18 protein-coding genes are annotated in these 17,995 nt (G+C 43.6%); 15 read left to right on the top strand and 3 right to left on the bottom strand.

What is annotated here, in order from left to right; translation table 11 throughout:
- Positions 1–10 precede the first annotated feature (10 nt).
- The 6 genes from AC4E8B_RS22355 to AC4E8B_RS22330 all read left to right on the top strand — a co-directional run bounded on the left by AC4E8B_RS22355 (position 11) and on the right by AC4E8B_RS22330 (position 6,717).
- Positions 11–1,054, top strand: coding sequence for an LLM class flavin-dependent oxidoreductase (locus AC4E8B_RS22355; protein WP_490215667.1), 1,044 nt, complete (start codon positions 11–13; stop codon positions 1,052–1,054).
- Between the two features lie 55 nt (positions 1,055–1,109).
- A complete protein-coding gene (locus AC4E8B_RS22350; RefSeq protein ID WP_490215665.1) occupies positions 1,110–1,661 on the top strand; it encodes an NADPH-dependent FMN reductase in 552 nt (183 codons plus the stop codon).
- Positions 1,662–1,753: 92 nt separating this feature from the next.
- On the top strand, positions 1,754–2,713 hold the full coding sequence (locus tag AC4E8B_RS22345; protein WP_490215664.1) for a hypothetical protein: 960 nt from the start codon (positions 1,754–1,756) through the stop codon (positions 2,711–2,713).
- The gene (fahA, locus tag AC4E8B_RS22340; protein ID WP_490215663.1) at positions 2,713–4,020 is read left to right on the top strand and encodes a fumarylacetoacetase; all 1,308 of its coding nucleotides are present in this window, start codon (positions 2,713–2,715) and stop codon (positions 4,018–4,020) included. The genes AC4E8B_RS22345 and fahA overlap by 1 nt, the downstream gene beginning before the upstream one ends.
- 22 nt (positions 4,021–4,042) lie before the next feature.
- Positions 4,043–5,209, top strand: a complete 1,167-nt coding sequence (locus tag AC4E8B_RS22335) for a homogentisate 1,2-dioxygenase (RefSeq protein WP_490215662.1) — start codon at positions 4,043–4,045, stop codon at positions 5,207–5,209.
- Positions 5,210–5,391: 182 nt separating this feature from the next.
- Positions 5,392–6,717: an MFS transporter gene (locus AC4E8B_RS22330; RefSeq protein WP_490219843.1), complete on the top strand. Its 1,326-nt coding sequence runs from the start codon at positions 5,392–5,394 to the stop codon at positions 6,715–6,717.
- Between the two features lie 61 nt (positions 6,718–6,778).
- Here the strand turns inward: AC4E8B_RS22330 and AC4E8B_RS22325 are convergent, their stop codons facing one another.
- Complete coding sequence (locus tag AC4E8B_RS22325; protein ID WP_490215661.1) at positions 6,779–8,089, bottom strand: HRDC domain-containing protein; 1,311 nt, start codon at positions 8,087–8,089, stop codon at positions 6,779–6,781.
- 132 nt (positions 8,090–8,221) lie between these two features.
- Here AC4E8B_RS22325 and AC4E8B_RS22320 point away from each other — a divergent pair, with 132 nt between their 5' ends.
- Complete coding sequence (locus AC4E8B_RS22320) at positions 8,222–8,974, top strand: NERD domain-containing protein (RefSeq protein ID WP_490215660.1); 753 nt, start codon at positions 8,222–8,224, stop codon at positions 8,972–8,974.
- Between the two features lie 372 nt (positions 8,975–9,346).
- Positions 9,347–9,943 carry a hypothetical protein gene (locus AC4E8B_RS22315; protein ID WP_490215658.1) on the top strand — a complete coding sequence of 199 codons (597 nt, stop codon included), beginning with the start codon at positions 9,347–9,349 and terminating at the stop codon, positions 9,941–9,943.
- Here the strand turns inward: AC4E8B_RS22315 and AC4E8B_RS22310 are convergent.
- Both AC4E8B_RS22310 and AC4E8B_RS22305 read right to left on the bottom strand, forming a co-directional pair.
- Entirely contained in the window at positions 9,937–10,434 is a 498-nt protein-coding gene (locus AC4E8B_RS22310) for a hypothetical protein (protein ID WP_490215657.1), read from the bottom strand. The two genes, AC4E8B_RS22315 and AC4E8B_RS22310, sit on opposite strands and share 7 nt — an antisense overlap.
- Positions 10,435–10,587: 153 nt before the next feature.
- Complete coding sequence (locus tag AC4E8B_RS22305; protein ID WP_490215655.1) at positions 10,588–10,872, bottom strand: hypothetical protein; 285 nt, start codon at positions 10,870–10,872, stop codon at positions 10,588–10,590.
- Between the two features lie 735 nt (positions 10,873–11,607).
- Between AC4E8B_RS22305 and AC4E8B_RS22300 the strand changes: the two genes are divergently transcribed.
- Genes AC4E8B_RS22300 through nikC form a run of 7 tightly spaced genes read left to right on the top strand, consistent with a single transcriptional unit; the run spans position 11,608 to position 17,977 of the window.
- Entirely contained in the window at positions 11,608–12,426 is an 819-nt protein-coding gene (locus AC4E8B_RS22300; protein WP_490215653.1) for an SDR family NAD(P)-dependent oxidoreductase, read from the top strand.
- 11 nt (positions 12,427–12,437) lie between these two features.
- A complete protein-coding gene (locus AC4E8B_RS22295; protein WP_490215651.1) occupies positions 12,438–13,493 on the top strand; it encodes a ketopantoate reductase family protein in 1,056 nt (351 codons plus the stop codon).
- A complete protein-coding gene (locus tag AC4E8B_RS22290; protein WP_490215650.1) occupies positions 13,477–14,136 on the top strand; it encodes a GntR family transcriptional regulator in 660 nt (219 codons plus the stop codon). Before AC4E8B_RS22295 ends, AC4E8B_RS22290 begins: the two co-directional genes overlap by 17 nt.
- A 13-nt stretch (positions 14,137–14,149) precedes the next feature.
- On the top strand, positions 14,150–15,166 hold the full coding sequence (locus AC4E8B_RS22285) for an ABC transporter ATP-binding protein (protein WP_490215649.1): 1,017 nt from the start codon (positions 14,150–14,152) through the stop codon (positions 15,164–15,166).
- Positions 15,096–16,112 carry an ABC transporter ATP-binding protein gene (locus AC4E8B_RS22280; protein WP_490219841.1) on the top strand — a complete coding sequence of 339 codons (1,017 nt, stop codon included), beginning with the start codon at positions 15,096–15,098 and terminating at the stop codon, positions 16,110–16,112. The genes AC4E8B_RS22285 and AC4E8B_RS22280 overlap by 71 nt, the downstream gene beginning before the upstream one ends.
- Before the next feature lie 38 nt (positions 16,113–16,150).
- Entirely contained in the window at positions 16,151–17,146 is a 996-nt protein-coding gene (locus AC4E8B_RS22275; protein ID WP_490215648.1) for an ABC transporter permease, read from the top strand.
- A 12-nt stretch (positions 17,147–17,158) separates the two neighbouring features.
- A complete protein-coding gene (gene nikC, locus AC4E8B_RS22270) occupies positions 17,159–17,977 on the top strand; it encodes a nickel transporter permease (RefSeq protein ID WP_490215646.1) in 819 nt (272 codons plus the stop codon).
- The last annotated feature ends 18 nt before the right edge of the window (positions 17,978–17,995 follow it).

The following is a 17,995-nucleotide window of genomic DNA, read 5'->3' as shown; positions in this document are numbered from 1 at the left end:
GGGCTTAAGAATGGAATTCGGTTTATTTACGGTATTTGATAATTATAAGAACATTGATGAAAATTTCAAACGGACTCCAGAAGAATTGCTTCAGGAAGTTCTGGAACAAACAGTCTCAGCAGATGAATTGGGATATAATGCTGCCTGGTTCGCAGAGCATCATTTCAGTGAGTATGGAATCATGACTACTCCCCAAACTTTTTTGGCAATAGCAGCAGAACGGACCAAAAATATCCGATTAGGGACAGCGATTGTGACACTGCCATTCAAAAATCCAATTCAAGTAGCTGAAGATTATGCCTTGCTTGATGTTCTTAGCAACGGCAGGCTGAATCTTGGATTGGGAAGCGGTTATCTTCCGCATGAATTTGCAGGTTTCAATGTGGAAGGGAAAGATAAGGCATTGAGATTTAATGATTCTCTTGCAGTTATTGAAAAGGCCTGGAAAGGTGAGAAATTTTCCCATGAGGGCGATTACTACCAATTCAAAGATATAAAATTGGAGGTACTCCCTAAGCAAAAGGAAATGCCCATTTGGATCGGTACTTTAACACACAATGGGGCAAAGTTTGTTGGGAAGATGGGGTACAACATTAGCGGAGTACCTTATGTCGCCTGCAACTCCATTCCGGAATTGAAGGAAATTATCGAAAGCTATAAATCTACTTACCGTGAGGCTGGTCACGATGAGCGTAAAGTGAATATCCCGCTTGCTATTCATACCTATGCAGCTGAAACGACAGAGGAGGCGGTAAAGACTGCTAAACCTCATTTAGACTTGTATCTTGATACTCGTATGTACGGTAAAAGTGCAAAATATGAGGATTTAAGAGATAAGGAACAGGTGCTGATTGGTTCACCGGAAGATATCTTTGCCATGATCAAGAAATATCAAGATGCTGGCTGTGATCATATTATGATGCTTATGAACTTTGGGGGATTGCCTCATGATAAAGTACTGAAATCAATGGAATTAATTGCAAAAGAAGTAATGCCGGCATTCAAGGATAACTCTGAAAAAGAATCGTTCATTGAAGTAGCCCGAAGCGTTTGAGCCGCTGTTTTGAAAGTTGAGTTTACGCGATTCTGATGAGAGAGGAGATTCAATAATGAAGCTGCTTGGTATATCCGGAACAATAGTAGGGGCTAAAACCGCTGTATTAGTAAAGAGAATACTTGATGAGGTACAGCGAAGGCATCCAAGTGTCGAGGTAGACCTGCTGAATCTAAGTAAATATGAGCTGCAATTCTGTGATGGAAGAAAAATAGGTGAGTATAACAAGGATACAAGAGAGGTAATAGATAAAGTTTCTCAGGCTGATTTTTATTTGATTGGCTCACCTGTTTTCAACAGTTCATTCCCAGCACCGTTAAAAAATCTCATCGACCTGATCCCGCCTGATGTATTCCGGAATAAGGTTATGGGATTTGCTGCTAATGGAGGGACTTATCAGCATTATTTAATGATAGAAAACCAATTAAAGCCTATTGCCGGCTATTTGCGCGCTTATGTTGCACCAAGTTATGTGTATGCTCATACCAGTCATTTTAACGAACAAAATGAAGTGTTTGACAAGGATATTATATGCCGCATTGAGAATCTGGCAGATGAATTGGTTCGGATGCATCAAGGTGTGGGCAGCGAATTAACAAAAATCTAAAGTTATCCTGTTTTTTTTCAGCCATTACTACCGGAATCGCTGAAGAGAATCTGGTTTCTATATGTAATTGAACAAAGAAGGATGTGAGGAACGTGAAGAATGCCCCGGCTGTCTATGCATTTTTAGAAGGGTTGATTGATTATGCCGGTTTATTTCCGCCAGCCAGTCTTCCATTGGAGACTGCTATTAGGAATTATGAGAGCTATATAAACAGCTCCGATTCTTGGATGCTGGGTCCTTTCATCGTACCTGTTGCAGAGTTGCCGGAACTACAAAAATATCAAGAGTTATTTACAAAGCAGAGGCCTTTGGCGCTAACAGTTGTTGGGCGTAAAAGCAGGTCGATAAATGAGTGCCTGAAACAGCTTAACGAGGATTTAGATTATATTTGCACCTATGCAGCTAATTGCAAGCATTGGATAAGCGTAAACGTGATTGAGGTCCCCTTGCCGCCTGTTATTCCTTCTCAGGAAATGCTCAAAGAGATTTCAGGGGAGACAAGCAAGTTGGGGATGAAGGTGTTCTGTGAAGTATCCCTTCAGGACAGCGACGGTTGGAGAAATCAATTAGGCAAGTCATTAGATTCAATAGCTGCTTTTAATGCACTGCATAACGAAAAGATAGGGGTAAAGCTGCGGACAGGTGGAACTAGCGCAGAAATGTTTCCTGCTCCTCATCAAGTTGCATTTGTACTTGCTTCTTGCAGCTTGCGTAAATTGCCAATAAAGTTCACTGCGGGACTGCATCATCCAATACGCATGTACCGGGGAGAAGTAAAGACAAAGATGCATGGTTTCCTGAATGTCTTCCTTGCAGGTATGTTCGCCTATCACTTGGATCTCGATGAAGGCAAAATAGAAGAAATCCTTTTAGATGAACATGAAGAACATTTTGTGGTAAATAGAGACGCTTTCTTTTGGAAGGATTTAAGACTTCCTTCTGAAGAAATGAAGGATCTACGGAAACAATACCTTTGCTCATTTGGAAGCTGCAGTTTTGTGGAACCAAGAGATGAATTTATGGAATTAAGCAGCCGACAGGAGGTCATTTAATGAAGTCTTTTATTGAAGTACAGCCGGAATCTCACTTCCCGATTCAAAACCTCCCATATGGTGTTTTTAGTACAAGGAATTTATCGGAACCGAGAGTGGGAGTGGCTATCGGAAGTTTTGTACTAGATTTGTCCATATTGGAAGAAAAAGGTTTTTTTGAAGATCTATTAGGCAAGGATACAAAGATTTTTAGCCAGTCCACTCTAAATTCATTTATGAAAATGGGCCGGGATGTTTGGAGTGGGACAAGAAAAAAGATTCAACTTTTATTGTCAGAGGATGAGCCTGATCTTAGAGACAATGATAAACTTCGAAAAGAAGTATTGCTGCCCAGAAAAACTATTACACTCCACCTTCCTGTCAAAATAGGAGATTATACAGATTTTTACGCCTCTAAAGAGCATGCGATGAATGTAGGAGAAATGTTTCGCGGCAGGGAGAATGCCTTAATGCCGAACTGGACTCATTTACCGGTAGGGTATCATGGGCGGGCCAGTTCTGTTGTTTTGAGCGGTACCAATGTTAGGAGGCCTTTGGGACAAATAAAGCCTCTTGATCGTCCGCCAGTCTTCTCCGCCTGTAATCAGCTGGATTTTGAATTGGAAGTGGGCTGTTTTATTGGCACAGGCAATGACCGCGGGGAGCCCATTGCCATTGGAGACGCGGAAAAACATATTTTTGGCATGGTTCTAGTAAATGATTGGAGTGCCCGTGACATTCAGTCATGGGAATATCAGCCTTTAGGTCCCTTCCTGGCTAAAAGTTTTGCAACTTCCATTTCTCCGTGGGTAGTCCCGCTGGAAGCCCTGGAACCATTCCGTATAGAAGGGCCTTCTCAAGATCCAAAGCCATTAGAGTATCTGGAACAAAAAGGGCCGGGTTCATTTGATATTCAGCTTGAAGTTCATCTAAGGGGTAAAGGGATGAACACATCAAAACGGATTTGTTCAACCAATTATAGTTCTTTGTATTGGAGTGCAGCCCAACAAGTTTCTCACCATACTATAGGGGGATGTAACCTTAATTCAGGTGATTTGCTTGCTTCTGGCACTATAAGCGGCCCTCAAAAAGATTCCCGCGGAAGCTTATTAGAAATAACCTGGAGAGGGACAGACCCCATACAGTTAAACAACAGTGAACAAAGAAAGTGGCTGGAAGATGGTGATGAAGTGACAATGACAGGCTGGTGCCAGGGGGATGGATATCGGATCGGCTTTGGAGAAGTCACTGGTGTAATTGAACCAGCCCTTGACAGAGAAGTGGCATTAAAGGAGAAAGCTGGCATGGGTGCTGGCGCTGTAAGGTAAATCAACAAGGAGGCTGAATGATATGCCGTCTTATCAGCAAATGGGGAAGGTTCCCCGTAAAAGGCACACTGTATTTCGCAAGGAGGATGGATCCCTGTATAGGGAGCAAGTAATGGGGACAAAAGGATTTTCAGGGATCCAATCCATTTTGTATCACCATAATCCACCTACGCAAATGAGTAAGGCAGAACTATTCGGTGAACGGAATGCTGAATATGAAGAGCAAAGTGCGCTGCGGCCGCGTCACTTTTATACCGGGGATGTAAATAAAGAACCGCAGGATGCCGTTATGGGCAGAGAGTACGTCTTAGGAAATGAAGATCTTTTAATTGGCATTGTAAGGCCTTCTGAAGGTATGAATTACTTCTACAGAAACAGTGATGGCGATGAATTATTATTCGTCCATCATGGCACAGGGAAAATTGAATCTACTTTTGGAACACTCAGCTATAAGCCAGGTGATTATATTGTTATACCAGTAGGGACAATATACCGTGTAGCTCCCGATCAAGGGGAGTCCAAGTTTCTAGTTGTAGAAACAAACAGCTGGATCACAACACCTAAGCGGTATCGGAATGAATTTGGCCAGCTTCTTGAGCACAGTCCTTTTTGCGAAAGAGATATTAAAGGGCCGGAAAAGTTAACTACTTACGATGAAGCTGGGGATTTTGAGGTAAGGACAAAGTCAAGGGGATTCTTGCATTCCCACCATTATCCTCACCACCCCCTGGATGTTGCAGGGTGGGACGGATATTTATATCCATGGATCATTAATATAGGCGATTTTGAACCGATAACAGGCCGTATTCATATGCCGCCTCCCATTCATCAGACATTTGAAGGGCACAACTTTGTCATTTGCTCCTTTGTTCCAAGACTGTATGATTATCATCCGGAGGCTATACCTGCTCCATATGCACACAGCAACGTAGACAGTGATGAGGTCCTCTATTATGTAGAAGGCAATTTTATGAGCAGAAAAGGAGTAAAGCAAGAGTCGATAACTCTTCATCCTTCAGGAATTCCCCACGGCCCACATCCAGGAAAAGCTGAAGCCAGTATCGGAAAAAAAGAGACACTGGAACTGGCAGTTATGATTGATACCTTCCGTCCGTTGAAGGTTGTAAAAAAAGCACAAAGACTGGAAGATGAAAACTATCAATATAGCTGGTTGAACAAAAATAATTGAGACTGGCTACTTGGCTGGCAGCTGTTCGAGGGGAGAGAAATAATTGCTTCTTCCCTCCAACCGTTAGCAACAGAGGTTCCTCTTAACAAAAACGGAGGAGAGCTTAATAGTGACTGACCATTATAATGTTTTATTTGCCTAAATTAAGGAGTGAAATGAGAATGAGTCAAGTAATTAAAGAAATGCCTCGCCAAGCAAATGTGGATAATCCAGCATCCAAAGCAGGAGTGCCTGGATCTTTAATGTATTTTATACTGGGTATTTGTTTTTTCTGCATTTTGGCAGATGGGTACGATTTGGGCATTTATGGTGCTGTTCTCCCGAGTCTGTTAGATTACCAGCCATGGGGATTAACAGCTGCTGAAGCTGGGACAATAGGGAGCTATGCACTATTTGGTATGCTGTTCGGTGCTGTGTTTGTAGGAACAATTACAGATCTTATAGGAAGAAAGTGGACCTTGATAACTTGTCTCACATTATTTTCGTTGACAATGGCAGCCTGTGCCATGGCTCCATCACCAGGAGTTTTTGGCATTTTCCGTTTTATTGGGGGGGTTGGCTTAGGGGGAGTGATTCCGACCGCCTCTGCGCTTGCCGTTGAATATTCACCGACTCACCGCCGGACATTGAATTATTCCATCATGTTTACTGGTTATTCTTTCGGAACAGTTATGGGTGCAATTTTAGCCATTCTTTTATTAGAGTCATTCGGCTGGAGGTTCATGTTTTGGATTGGCGCGATTCCTTTATTGATTGTACCAGTTATGATCAAATACTTGCCTGAATCAGTAAGCTTCCTTCTCTCAAAAAATAAAACTAAAGAAGCAGAAGAAATTTGTAAGCGTTATCAAATGAATATTTCATTTTTTAAAGAACAAGAAAGCGGAGCTAAAATGGGTGAGCAAAATGAACAGAAATCATTAAAAGGGCTGTTCTCAAAACAATACTTCAGGGCTACCTTATTTATTTGGCTAACATACATCATGGGTTTCTATTTAGTGTATGGTTTAAACACATGGCTGCCGAAAATAATGACAGAATTAGGCTACTCACTTAATTCGAGTTTATCTTTCTTGTTAGTGATGAACCTTACCGCAGGAATAGGCGCACTATTTGCAAGCGCCATTGCTGATCGCTGGGGATCGAAAAGGGTTATTGGCGTTTCTTACTTTCTGGCAGCAGTCTGTGCATTTGTTTTAACTCTGGGAGCGCCGCCACTAGCAGTAACATACGTATTAGTAGGCATTGCTGGTTTCGGTGCAGTCGGAAGTACACAAATTCTCAATGCTTTTGTTACAAAGTATTATCCGGCGAGATCCAGGGCTACTGCTTTAGGGTGGGGTCTGGGGATTGGCAGGATTGGTGCAATTTCGGGACCGATACTTGTGGGCTACCTGTTAAGTATGAATGTTGATTTAATCTGGAGCTTCTATACATTTGTTATTGCAGGTATTATTGCTGTAATTGGCACCGTGTTAACACCAAGTAAAAAAGGGGAAGTAGTTTAAAATTGTTTTCGGTACCTGACACAGACCGGGAAATTTAGGAGGGGGACAGCCCCCTCCTTTTTTATTTCCCCTTTACTACATCCAGCAGTTCCTGCCCAAACTCCCCGGCTTTTTTAGGCCCGATGCCTTCTATATTCAATAGTTCACTCATAGTACCAGGCCTCTTAACTAAAATTGATTCTAGCGTATTGTTAGTAAAGATATAATACGGTTTTACATTGAGCTTTTTTGAGTGGCTGGTTCTGAATGCTATTAAAGCTGACCGGATTTCTTTTTCATTTGGTGGATCATTCTGGATATCCCTGGTGTGCTGCTGCTTTGACAAACGTGATTCTGGCGGTTGTCCGCTAATGATCGCCAATAGATCCTTTCCGTAGTCCTCCGCTTTTTTCTGGCTAACCCCTTCAATCTCTAACAATTGCTCAATGGTCATAGGCTTTTTCTCCAAGAGCTCATCCAGCATTTTATTAGTGAAAATATGGTAAGGTTTTATATTCAATTCTCTTGAACGGTTAAGACGATATTCAGTTAGAGATTTTTTTAAGATGCTATCCTTATCATTTTGATTTACAGCTGGGACAGGGGCAGCGTTTGATATTTCCTTTTGAGTCGCTTGAGATGTTTGCAGCAAGTAATCTTCTTTGTTGAATTGCTTTTCTTTACTGTATTTCAGAATAGTATCTGCGATCCCATAGACGAGTTGATCTGTCATGAATACAGGTGATTTTTTCTCCAGCTCATTTTGAATGAAAGTTTTGATTTGGTCATGGCGGATGACCTTTGATTGTATATTTGCCGGCGAGTTTTTAGCGATATTCAATATAGTTTTGGGATTTGCAAAAGTAACAGCATAGGTAACGGGACAATTTTTTATGGCGCCGTCATCTTTCAGGAGTTTTTCCAGGATTCCCATATGCCGTTCGACTTGGTTGATCGGGCTGTACATCCCTTCTTTGTTAATGATCCTGTTGTTCTTCGTAATTACTCTTTGGAATTCCCCTTTATCAGTAATATGTATATTGCCAAACATCTTCTTCACTTCTAAAACCATTATGAACTTATGTGTAATAACGACGAAATCCAATTGAGCAGCATAATCACCATACTCCAGATATACATCATGCAGGATGACCAGCGGCAGCATAGAGTGCTGGAGTTCAAACAGGACGTTTTTTTCTCCTGTTTGGCCGATGGTGAATAACTTCAAGTGGTTTTCCACTTTTTTCAGGTCGATGCTTGGGTCTTTGCTTTCAGCCAGCTCGGTCAGATGTGAGATAGTGGCTGATTTTTCATTGAAATGCTTATACATTTCAGGTTCTTTTATATCCCGCTTGTCTGTTAAGACATTAAAGACGTTTTTAAGAAAAGACATTGTTTCCCCCGCTTTCGATTAGATCCTACGTACATATGTAACTTTTTGTAAATAATAGTATAATTATAGCAAAACAGGCAGTTATTTTCATGAAAAGCAGATAAGTTTGAGATGTTATGAGGAGAGCATTGGTTGGGAAAAATTCTCCTGTTTAAACTGCTGGTACAAGGAAGCAGTATGGCTATAGTTGTAAAAAGAGAGACTGCGTTTGGAAGGCAAAGAGAAGAAGCCCTTGTGCGGAAGCTGAATCTGCAGCAGGAAATCAAAAAAATCAAGCAGGAAAATGCAAAGGTAATACTAAAGAGCGAGCTGAAATGGATGGTAATATTGGGCCTTTTGTTAATTTTTATTTTTCCGTTCGGTTTTTTAATAGGATGGTTTATAGGACGTGAAAGTGCTCTTGATCAGCTATGTAAAGGACAGAGAAGAGAGCTAAGGGATATGAGCAGAAAGATAAAAATTCAGCGTGGAGAGTCTGGAGAAAGTAAAGTATCCCATGCAATTGAAACACTTCTTGCCAATAACTATTTATTATTGAATGATCTTGTGATTCCAAATGGCAAAAATGGAACTCAAATTGACCATGTATTGATTGGCGAAGGCAGAATTTATTGTATTGAAACCAAGGATATCACTGGAAGATTCTATCCGCACAGGAATGGGTGGCTGTGGTATCCCTCTCACAGCCAGGGCAAAGTCCGCAAGAAAACACTTGTTAAAAATCCGCAGTATCAATCACTCTATCATGCTCATCACCTACAAAATCTCCTCAAGCGCCATGGGCCATGGGTTTACCGTGGAAGTCAGACCGGTTGTTATATTAACCAATCCTTATGGCGAGTGGAAAGGAAAACAAGATCACAAGTGTCCTATACTTCGTGTTAAAGAATTTGTTCAGTATGCATCCCGGGAAAGTGATGTGAAGCTTACTGATGAGACAAAGATAAAAATAGCTAAAATGCTATCGGCCAGTGATCAGCAGCAGTCAAAAGTTTTTTATGATCAGTTTAATATGAGTTAGTTGATTAAGCAGGCTGCTGGCCAGATTATAAAGCGCCATCCTCTGTGGCCCGGTATGTTTCTCTAGGATACAAACAGGCTATAAATAAATTAATCAAACGTTTGATTAATAAGGCTTTATTCCTTCTGCCATGCGGTTTTCTGTTCAGTAAAGGACCGGCACACTATGAACTTTTAACAGGAATCTATTTTTGCCTAGAGAAGTGTTCTGGCAGCGGGATCGCCAAGAGGAGGCTGATGATGAAAAAACTAAAGGCATTGCCTATCATACTTCTGGTTTTCTTTCTGACTGCCTGCAGCGAGTCGGAAACCAAAAATGATGGTGAGTTTATGTTTGGAAATCTGTATGCTGATTCAATGGAATCGGGCGAAAGCTACTATATGGTTCTGCCGATTGAGTGGACGGGTGAGAAGCCGTCTATCATTACTTCTATTGACTTAATTAAAGAAGATGGTTCTCCTGTAACTTTTGATGAAGATGGGATTGCCTATGAATTTTTCGGTGCGGATCCTTTGAAGAAAACGGGTTTATATTCGGGAGACCGCAATATAGGGAAAGTAAAAGATATACAGGGATTTAAAGTCCAGGGAGAGAGCAGGATTGTTGCTGAAATTCAACTTGGTGAGGTGAAGGAGGATGAAAGCAGGGAGGCGAAGGTTACTTACAATATTGATGGTGAGGAGTATGAGGAAGTGGTGGAGTGGGATACGTTTGCAAAACTTAGTACAGATTCAGGGGGCGTGACTTATACGGGTAGGAGAGGATCAAATAATGCAGAAAAAAGTCTCCCGCCATGGCGAAAGACCTTTCCTTCGATTTCTGCTATTCAATAATGATGATTATAATCATCCGACATACTGTGAAGATCTTCCTGGAATCGTGCAGACTGTTCATCTTCCATTTGATCTGCCAAGCCATAGCTGCTTTCGTCAGAGTAGCTGCTGAAATATCCGGAAGAGCCCCTGCCGGAGTATCCGCCAGAACTGCTGTTGTGTGTCATGAAGGCTTCAATCGGAGAAACCAGGGTCATGACAACAATGATTGTATCTGCAGAGCTTTCCCCAGCACTCAGCTTGTAGAAGGAACAGCCTATAAATAATCCAGTCATGAGCAGCCCTCTCATCCATTTCCTTCTATAAAATTGCCCGGAGCCCACAAATAGTAATGATGAATAAAGCGAAACAGAGTCTTTTCTCCTTTTCCCTCCAAACAGGAATAAAAGGATATTAACCAGAATAGTTGCCAGCATTACGCCTATGACTGCATCTGATGAAGACAGCCCTAACTCACCTTTCACCCAATTTCCCGCAAACATTGAACCCATCTAATTCCCCCTAATTAAGCTGATTTTCCTGTGTGGAAAGATATGTATATAGTGATAGGTTACTATAATGACAGGGTCCTGTCACCGCCCGATAAATATAGTTTCAAAGATATGTTTCATAAGTGAAAAAAACTGCCTTCAATAATTTTATGCTCATTTGTACTTCCCATTCACCGGACGGTAAGTTTTATACTTGTACTGAATGGTCCCATCATCCTCTAATGTATACGGAATGTCTTCTTCCTCAAATATCCCCGCTAGCTGAGTTCTCTCCAGCTGCTGCCTTGTGTCCAGCTCATTGATATGCGGGGTGAGCTCATTAAAGTTTTGAGTCCTGCTGGTGGTGAGCACCTCTAAATAAGTTAAAATGAACAGCCTTTTTTCCATGATTCCAATAACAGAATTCTTGTGCTCTTTGAATGCAGAAGGAGCTTTCATATTATTTGCCTCTAAAATGAGATTAGTTAAGCTCTTTTTGCTTTCCTGTAATGTGTTAATATTCAGGGAGGCAGGGGTGGAAGATTTCAAGAGAGAGGTATTTAAGATAGTGCCGCTTTGTTCTGTGTACGCCTGCTGTTCCTTCAAGTAAGCAATCATCTTATCATGCTTGTATACAATGAAATTATTGTAGAATTACTTTGGCATGCCGGATAGTAGTAACAGAATCAGCACAAAAGCAATTATGCTGCAGCTCCATCTGGGTTTGGCCCGTCTGCTTTTATTAGTAGAATGATAGATATTTGGTCTGGCCGAATGGTCGGCCGCTGCGGTTAAGTTCCTTCATTTTTTTTTGAAAATGATTTTGGGCTGGTGTGGCCAAATTGTTTCCTCCTGCTATATACATCGTTTTATTCCATTTTAACCCATGCAAAAGCGAGACAATCCACTTGTGACTATAGAAAATGGGTATTTAATCATTCGTTTGATTAAAACTTAACCTGTTCTCAACCCTGTCTATATGAATAGCCTGGTTCTTTTTGCCTCTCGTTCCTCATACTTATAAACCAAGATTTCTGCTTAAGAGACTCTATGCTTATAACAGGGAGAGTGGAATTTAATATTCATTACCCTGAAATAGAAGTAAAATTAATAATTTTCTAAATATATTGACAATTAAACTTTCACCCTTTACTGTAAATATTAATAAATTTGCCAAACATAGGAAGTGTTGTCTTGATAAAAAGTGTTAACAGTTTACATTCAACATTTTTCAGCGGGAAAGTCGTTCTGGTTACCGGGGCAGGCCATGGCATTGGAAAAGGAATTTGCGAGGCTTTTATAAGGCATGGGGCCACTGTTGTAGGGACAGATATTTTGGAAGAAATCCTTCAGGATACAGAAAAAGTTCTTAACGGCTTGGCGAAAGAGTTGGGCGGGGATAATCAGTTTTATACATATACGGCGGATATCACAAAGGAAAACGATGTTAAAAAGCTGATTGATTTTGTGATAGCTGAATTTAACAAAGTCGATATCCTTGTCAATAATGCCGGCGGTGTCTGCGGACAGGTGCATAAGCCGGTAGAGGAAGTGGCGGAGGAGGATTGGCATAGAATCTTTGCCGTTAATCTGGACGCTGCTTTTTACACGATTAAAGCTGTCGCGCCGCATATGAAGCAAAACAATTATGGAAGAATCATTAATATATCAAGCGGTGCAGGCAGGAGCACGAGCCTGACCGGGATTCAGGCATATGCGAGCGCCAAAGCGGGGCAGATTGGCTTGACCCGGCAGATGGCTCAGGAGCTGGGCCCTTATGGAATTACAGTCAATAATGTTGCTCCGGGATTTGTCATCTCCAATCCTTCAACGAAGAAACAGTGGGAAAGCATGTCCGGTGAGCAGCAGGAGAATCTGGTTGCTTCTATCGCAGTGAAGCGTTTGGGAGAGCCGGAGGATATAGCATACCCCGTGTTATTTTTTGCATCAGATTGGGCCGGGTATGTCAGCGGGCAAATCATTTCAGCGGATGGCGGACAACAACTCTTCTAGGAGGATAAGAAATGGAAATTACGATTATTGGAGCGGGGGCAATAGGCGGGGTCCTTGGGGCTTATCTTGTAAGGGACGGAAATCAAGTGATATTTTGCGATTCAGCTGAAGATCATGTTCAGGCGATGAACACGCAGGGGCTCAGGATTGAAGGGCCGGATGAAATCCTGCATGTAGAATGCACCGCATTCACTCCGAAAGAGCTGGCGGAGCACGGAAAGGTATTGGACACTGTCTTGTTATGTGTAAAAGCGCAGCATACGGAAGAGGCACTGAAACCTTTTCTTTCTTTGATTGATGAAGACACCAAGGTGGTTTCCTTCCAGAATGGATTATGCGAAAACCAGATTGCGAAATTGATTGGCCAGGAAAAGACAATCGGCTGTTTTGTGAATTTCTCTGCGGATTACCTGGGTCCGGGACGGATTCTTTATGGCGGTACAGCAGCTCTATATCTTGGGGAGCTGGACGGCACCATCACACAAAGGGTCATGGAATTGAAAGAGATACTTTCTTGCTGGGGCCCTGTACAGGTAACAGAAAATATCTGGGGCTATTTATGGGGGAAGATGTCTTACGCGGGATTATTATACGGAACAGCGCTTGTCGATGAAACGATGGCAGCTGTCGTCCGGAACATGGAGCTTCGGCCGGCGCTGATGGAGCTGTGCGCTGAAATATTGGAAGTGGCTGAGAAGATTGGTGTTGTTCCTATCGGCTTTGATGATTGGGTTCCCGCATTGGTGTATCCAAGGGGAACGACGGATGAAGAAATCTTAAATGACCAATTGGAACGGCTGAGCGAGCGGATGGCTTCCAATAAAAAGACGAAAAGCGGCATCTGGCGGGACCTTGCTGTCAGAAAGCGAAGAACCGAAATTGATTCGCAGCTCGTCCCAATTGTCGAAATAGGGGAAAGGCATCATATTCAGATGCCATTAACAAGAACATTGATCTCTCTTATCAAAGAAATCGAAAATGGTGAACGGCAGATGTCATGGGAAAATCTGAATCTATTAAAAGCCAAATACGAGCAGGGTGAGCAGAAGAATGCTATTTCATCATGAAAATCTATCAGACCACGTAGCAAAATTAATCAGAAAAATGATCTTCAACGGCACCCTGAAACCAGGCGAAAAGATTAACCAGGTCCAGCTTGCAGAAAGCCTTGAGATTTCCCGGGGGCCGGTCAGGGAAGCTTTGAGCATGCTTCAGAATGAGGGGCTTATCAAGCACGAGACCAATAGAGGAACGTTTGTCACGACTCTATCGTTCCAGGATGCTTATGAGATTTATACATTGAGGGCCCTGCTTGAAGCAAAGGCTGCAGAGCTCGCTGTAAAGCATCTGACAGAGAGAGGTTTTGAGAGACTGCAAGATTGCCTGGATGTTTTTGGAGAGGCGTTGAAAAATAAAGATCTGGAAGCAGAGGCATCATGCGATATCCTCTTCCACGAAACAATTGTAAAAGCCTCCCGTCATGAAAGGCTCATCCATATGCATAAGCAGCTGAACACCCAGGTTGGCGCCATGTTCCTGACCGTAGCCAATATGCTGCCGGACCGGGCGGCACTGGTGGTTGAAAATCATCAAAAGCTTTTGGAGGCTTTAAGATCGAAGGATAAGGAACGGGTCAGCAGGGAGTTTTCAGACCATTATGTGCATGCTCTTGATGAATTGGAAAATGTAAAAAGCTTACTAACAATCTAAAGGTGGTGTTACTGTGCTGCTTGATATCAATAACGTATCCCTCGAATTAAAAAAGGATGGCAGATATACAAAGATATTAGACCAGATTTCTTTCCAGGTGAATAAAGGGGAAACGGTAGGGATTGTTGGCGAATCCGGCTGCGGAAAAAGCATGACAGCACTCTCCCTTATGCGCCTTTTGCCTGATAAGGCCAAGCTGGATGGGTCAATCGTTCTGGATGGGGATGACATAACCAAATATAAGAAAAAGCAAATGCAGAAAATCAGGGGCGATAAGATGTCGATGATTTTCCAGGATCCGCTCACTTCCCTGAACCCCCTCCATACAGTAGGCAAGCAGATTGATGAGACGCTTATGCTTCATACTGATCTAAATAAAAACCAAAGAAAAAGCAGGATCATCGAACTGCTGAAAGAGGTTGGGCTGCCGAGGGCGGAAGAGCTGATCTATGAATATCCCCACCAGTTGTCCGGGGGGATGAGGCAGAGGATTATGATCGCGATTGCCATGGCCTGCAACCCAAGCATGCTGATTTGTGATGAGCCGACAACGGCTTTGGATGTGACAGTTCAGGCCCAGATTCTGGAGCTGATGAATAAGCTCAAGAAGTCCAATGATATGGGAATCATTATGATCACACATGATCTGGGTGTTGTAGCTGAAGTATGTGACAGGGTCGTTGTGATGTATGCCGGGAAAATCGTGGAGCAGGCGGATGTGAAGGAATTGTTTGGAAGCCCTAAGCACCCTTATACAAAAGGGCTGCTGGATTCTGTGCCGAGGCTCGGGGTCAAGAAAGAGAAGCTCGGGTCAATTCCAGGCATGGTTCCTTCACCAGATCAGATGCCGGAGGGGTGCCGCTTTTATGACCGGTGCGGGATGGCCATGGATGTGTGCAGAACCAATATGCCGGAAATAAAGGATGTCGGGCAGAACCATCAGGCGGCTTGCTGGCTATATGAAGGAAAGGAGGGAGAATCTTTTGACACTGCTGGAAGTAAAGGAGTTAAAACAGCACTTCACTCTTAAAAAAGGCTTTCTCGGCGAGAAGAAAATCGTCAAGGCAGTAGATGGGGTCAGCTTCAAGGTAGAACAGGGAGAAACTCTGGGGATAGTAGGCGAATCAGGCTGCGGAAAATCAAGCCTGGGAAGATCGATCCTACAGCTGATCAAGCCTACCTCCGGAGAAATTTTATTTCATGGAAGAAATATTACGCATCTTCCAAGGAAAGACATGAAAGAATTGCGCCGGGATATGCAAATTGTCTTTCAGGATCCGTATGCATCCCTGAATCCGAGGAGCACCGTCCGCTCTATTTTAGAATCGCCGCTGATCATACATGGTCTGAAAAGCAGGCCTGAGCGGATGAAAATAATCGAGGGTATCATTGATAAAATTGGCATCCGCAAAGACCAGCTGGACCGGTATCCCCACGAATTTTCCGGAGGCCAGAGACAGCGGATCGGGATTGCGAGGGCACTCACTTTGAATCCCCAGCTGATTATAGCGGATGAGCCGGTATCAGCACTGGATGTCTCCGTGCAGTCCCAGGTGCTGAATCTGATGGTTGATCTGCAAAAAGAAATGAATCTGAGCTACATATTCATCTCTCACGATTTATCGGTGGTGCAGCATATATCTGACAGGGTCGCGGTCATGTATTTGGGAAAAATCGTCGAGATTACCCATGTGGATGAATTATACAAAAACCCTTTGCATCCCTATACAAAAGCACTCTTAACAGCAGTGCCATTGCCTGATCCAACCCAGAAAAGAGAGCGGATCATCCTGCAGGGGGATTTGCCAAGCCCCATCAATCCTCCAAGCGGTTGCCCGTTCCATACCAGATGCCCGTCCGCTACCTCTGCATGCAAAGAGGACGTCCCAAGCCTTAAAGAAAAAGTGATGGACCATTGGGTTGCCTGCATCCATGTACATCCTGAAGAGGCAAATAGAAAATCGCAAATTTCATAGAAACAAAGGAGGCGGAATAAGTGGATGCTCTCCGCTATTTGCTAAAAAGATTGCTGCTGATGATCCCGATCCTGATCGGCATCAGCCTGCTGACATTCTTTATATCCAATACCATCCCGGGAGATCCGGCCAGACTGGCTGCAGGGCCCTACGCAGACGCAAAAGTCATTGCCGAGCTGCAGGAAAAAATGGGTCTGAACGATCCGGTATATGTTCAATACTTCAATTATATGAAGAATCTGGTTCAAGGAGATTTGGGGAATAGCAATTATTCGCACCGTCCAGTGATGGAGGATATCAAACAGTATTTTCCCGCAACACTGGAACTTACCTTTTTTTCCATGTTCATTACAATTCTGATCGGAATTCCTTTGGGAATCATTAGCGCCAGCAAAAAGGATAAATTAGCGGATCAATTGGCCCGTGTCATGGCCTTGATAGGGGTCGCCATGCCGGCTTTCTGGCTGGGCATCATCTTCCTGCTGTTTTTCTATCTGCAGCTGGGTGTGCTGCCTGGATCAGGAAGGCTGGATACCGGACTTCCGCCGCCGACAAATATCACAGGCATGTATACGATCGATGCATTGTTGACCGGCAACTGGACAGTGTTTAATTCGGCAGTCATCCATCTGATCCTGCCGGGAATCACACAGGCTGCTGTCACGATTGGGATGATTACGAGGATGACAAGGTCTTCCATGCTTGAAGTATTAAGAAGTGATTATATCAGGACAGCTTCAGCCAAGGGAGGATCAGAAAACAGGGTGCTGTACGGCCATGCTCTGAGAAATGGCATGATGCCGATCCTGACACTCCTGGGAATGACATTCGGCCACTCACTGGGCGGCAGTGTCCTGGTAGAGTCGGTATTCTCCTGGCCGGGCCTTGGCAAATATGCGGTCAATGCGATCACCTATCTTGACTTCCCGGCAGTCATGGCCGTCACCATCCTCATTGCCGTGCTGTTCATCACAGTGAACCTGATCATCGATCTTTTATACCAGGTAATTGATCCGAGACTCAATTATGAATAAGGAGGAAGCATAATGGCCAGACGCATTTTCCAGAGTCCTTTAACGCTAATAGGATTAGTATTAGTCATCATTATCATCGTCCTTGCCATCTTTGCCCCGTGGATTGCGCCTAAAGATCCGCTTCAGGTAAACATCGGGCAAAAGCTGCTTCCTCCAAGTTCAGAGCATTGGTTCGGAACAGATGAAGTGGGCAGGGATATTTTAAGCAGGATTATTTACGGAACCCGCATTTCTCTGAAAATCGGCCTGCTGGTCGTGCTGATCGCCTTTCCTATTGGCACCATCCTCGGAGCGGTGGCAGGATATATGGGCGGGATTGTCGACCAGACGATCATGAGGATCACTGATATTTTCCTCAGCTTCCCGGGCATCATATTGGCTATGTCCATTGCTGCTGCCCTGGGGCCGTCGATTGAGAATGTGCTCCTGGCACTGGCCATCACCTGGTGGCCGTGGTACACGAGGATTGTCCGTTCATCAGTGCTTTCTATTAAAAACTCGGAGTTTATTGAATCTGCCAGAGCCCTTGGAGCCAACCCCATCAGGATCCTTTTTAAGGAAATCATCCCGAACTCCATTGCGCCGGCAAGCATCCAGGCGAGCCTGGACCTTGGCTTTGTCATCCTGGCCGCAGCAGGTTTAAGCTTTATCGGGCTAGGCGCACAGCCGCCGTCCCCGGAGTGGGGAGCCATGCTGTCGTCAAGCAGGGAAATACTGCGTGATGCCTGGTGGGCAGCGACATTCCCTGGAATGGCCATCTTGCTGACCGTTCTTGGATTCAATCTTTTAGGAGATGGGTTAAGGGATCTGCTGGATCCAAAAAATAGATAACAGCATGACTTGAAGGGG

The sequence above is a fragment of the Bacillus sp. SRL543 genome (assembly GCF_984799205.1).
This window is presented reverse-complemented; position numbering and strand designations above follow the sequence as displayed.

Coding starts and splice junctions, on each gene's coding strand:
- AC4E8B_RS22355 (WP_490215667.1), top strand. CDS start 11: ATGGAATTCGGTTTATTTACGGTATTTGATAATTATAAGAACATTGAT.
- AC4E8B_RS22350 (WP_490215665.1), top strand. CDS start 1,110: ATGAAGCTGCTTGGTATATCCGGAACAATAGTAGGGGCTAAAACCGCT.
- fahA (WP_490215663.1), top strand. CDS start 2,713: ATGAAGTCTTTTATTGAAGTACAGCCGGAATCTCACTTCCCGATTCAA.
- AC4E8B_RS22335 (WP_490215662.1), top strand. CDS start 4,043: ATGCCGTCTTATCAGCAAATGGGGAAGGTTCCCCGTAAAAGGCACACT.
- AC4E8B_RS22330 (WP_490219843.1), top strand. CDS start 5,392: ATGCCTCGCCAAGCAAATGTGGATAATCCAGCATCCAAAGCAGGAGTG.
- AC4E8B_RS22325 (WP_490215661.1), bottom strand. CDS start 8,089: ATGTCTTTTCTTAAAAACGTCTTTAATGTCTTAACAGACAAGCGGGAT.
- AC4E8B_RS22315 (WP_490215658.1), top strand. CDS start 9,347: ATGATGAAAAAACTAAAGGCATTGCCTATCATACTTCTGGTTTTCTTT.
- AC4E8B_RS22310 (WP_490215657.1), bottom strand. CDS start 10,434: ATGGGTTCAATGTTTGCGGGAAATTGGGTGAAAGGTGAGTTAGGGCTG.
- AC4E8B_RS22305 (WP_490215655.1), bottom strand. CDS start 10,872: ATGAAAGCTCCTTCTGCATTCAAAGAGCACAAGAATTCTGTTATTGGA.
- AC4E8B_RS22295 (WP_490215651.1), top strand. CDS start 12,438: ATGGAAATTACGATTATTGGAGCGGGGGCAATAGGCGGGGTCCTTGGG.
- AC4E8B_RS22290 (WP_490215650.1), top strand. CDS start 13,477: ATGCTATTTCATCATGAAAATCTATCAGACCACGTAGCAAAATTAATC.
- AC4E8B_RS22280 (WP_490219841.1), top strand. CDS start 15,096: ATGAAGGAAAGGAGGGAGAATCTTTTGACACTGCTGGAAGTAAAGGAG.
- nikC (WP_490215646.1), top strand. CDS start 17,159: ATGGCCAGACGCATTTTCCAGAGTCCTTTAACGCTAATAGGATTAGTA.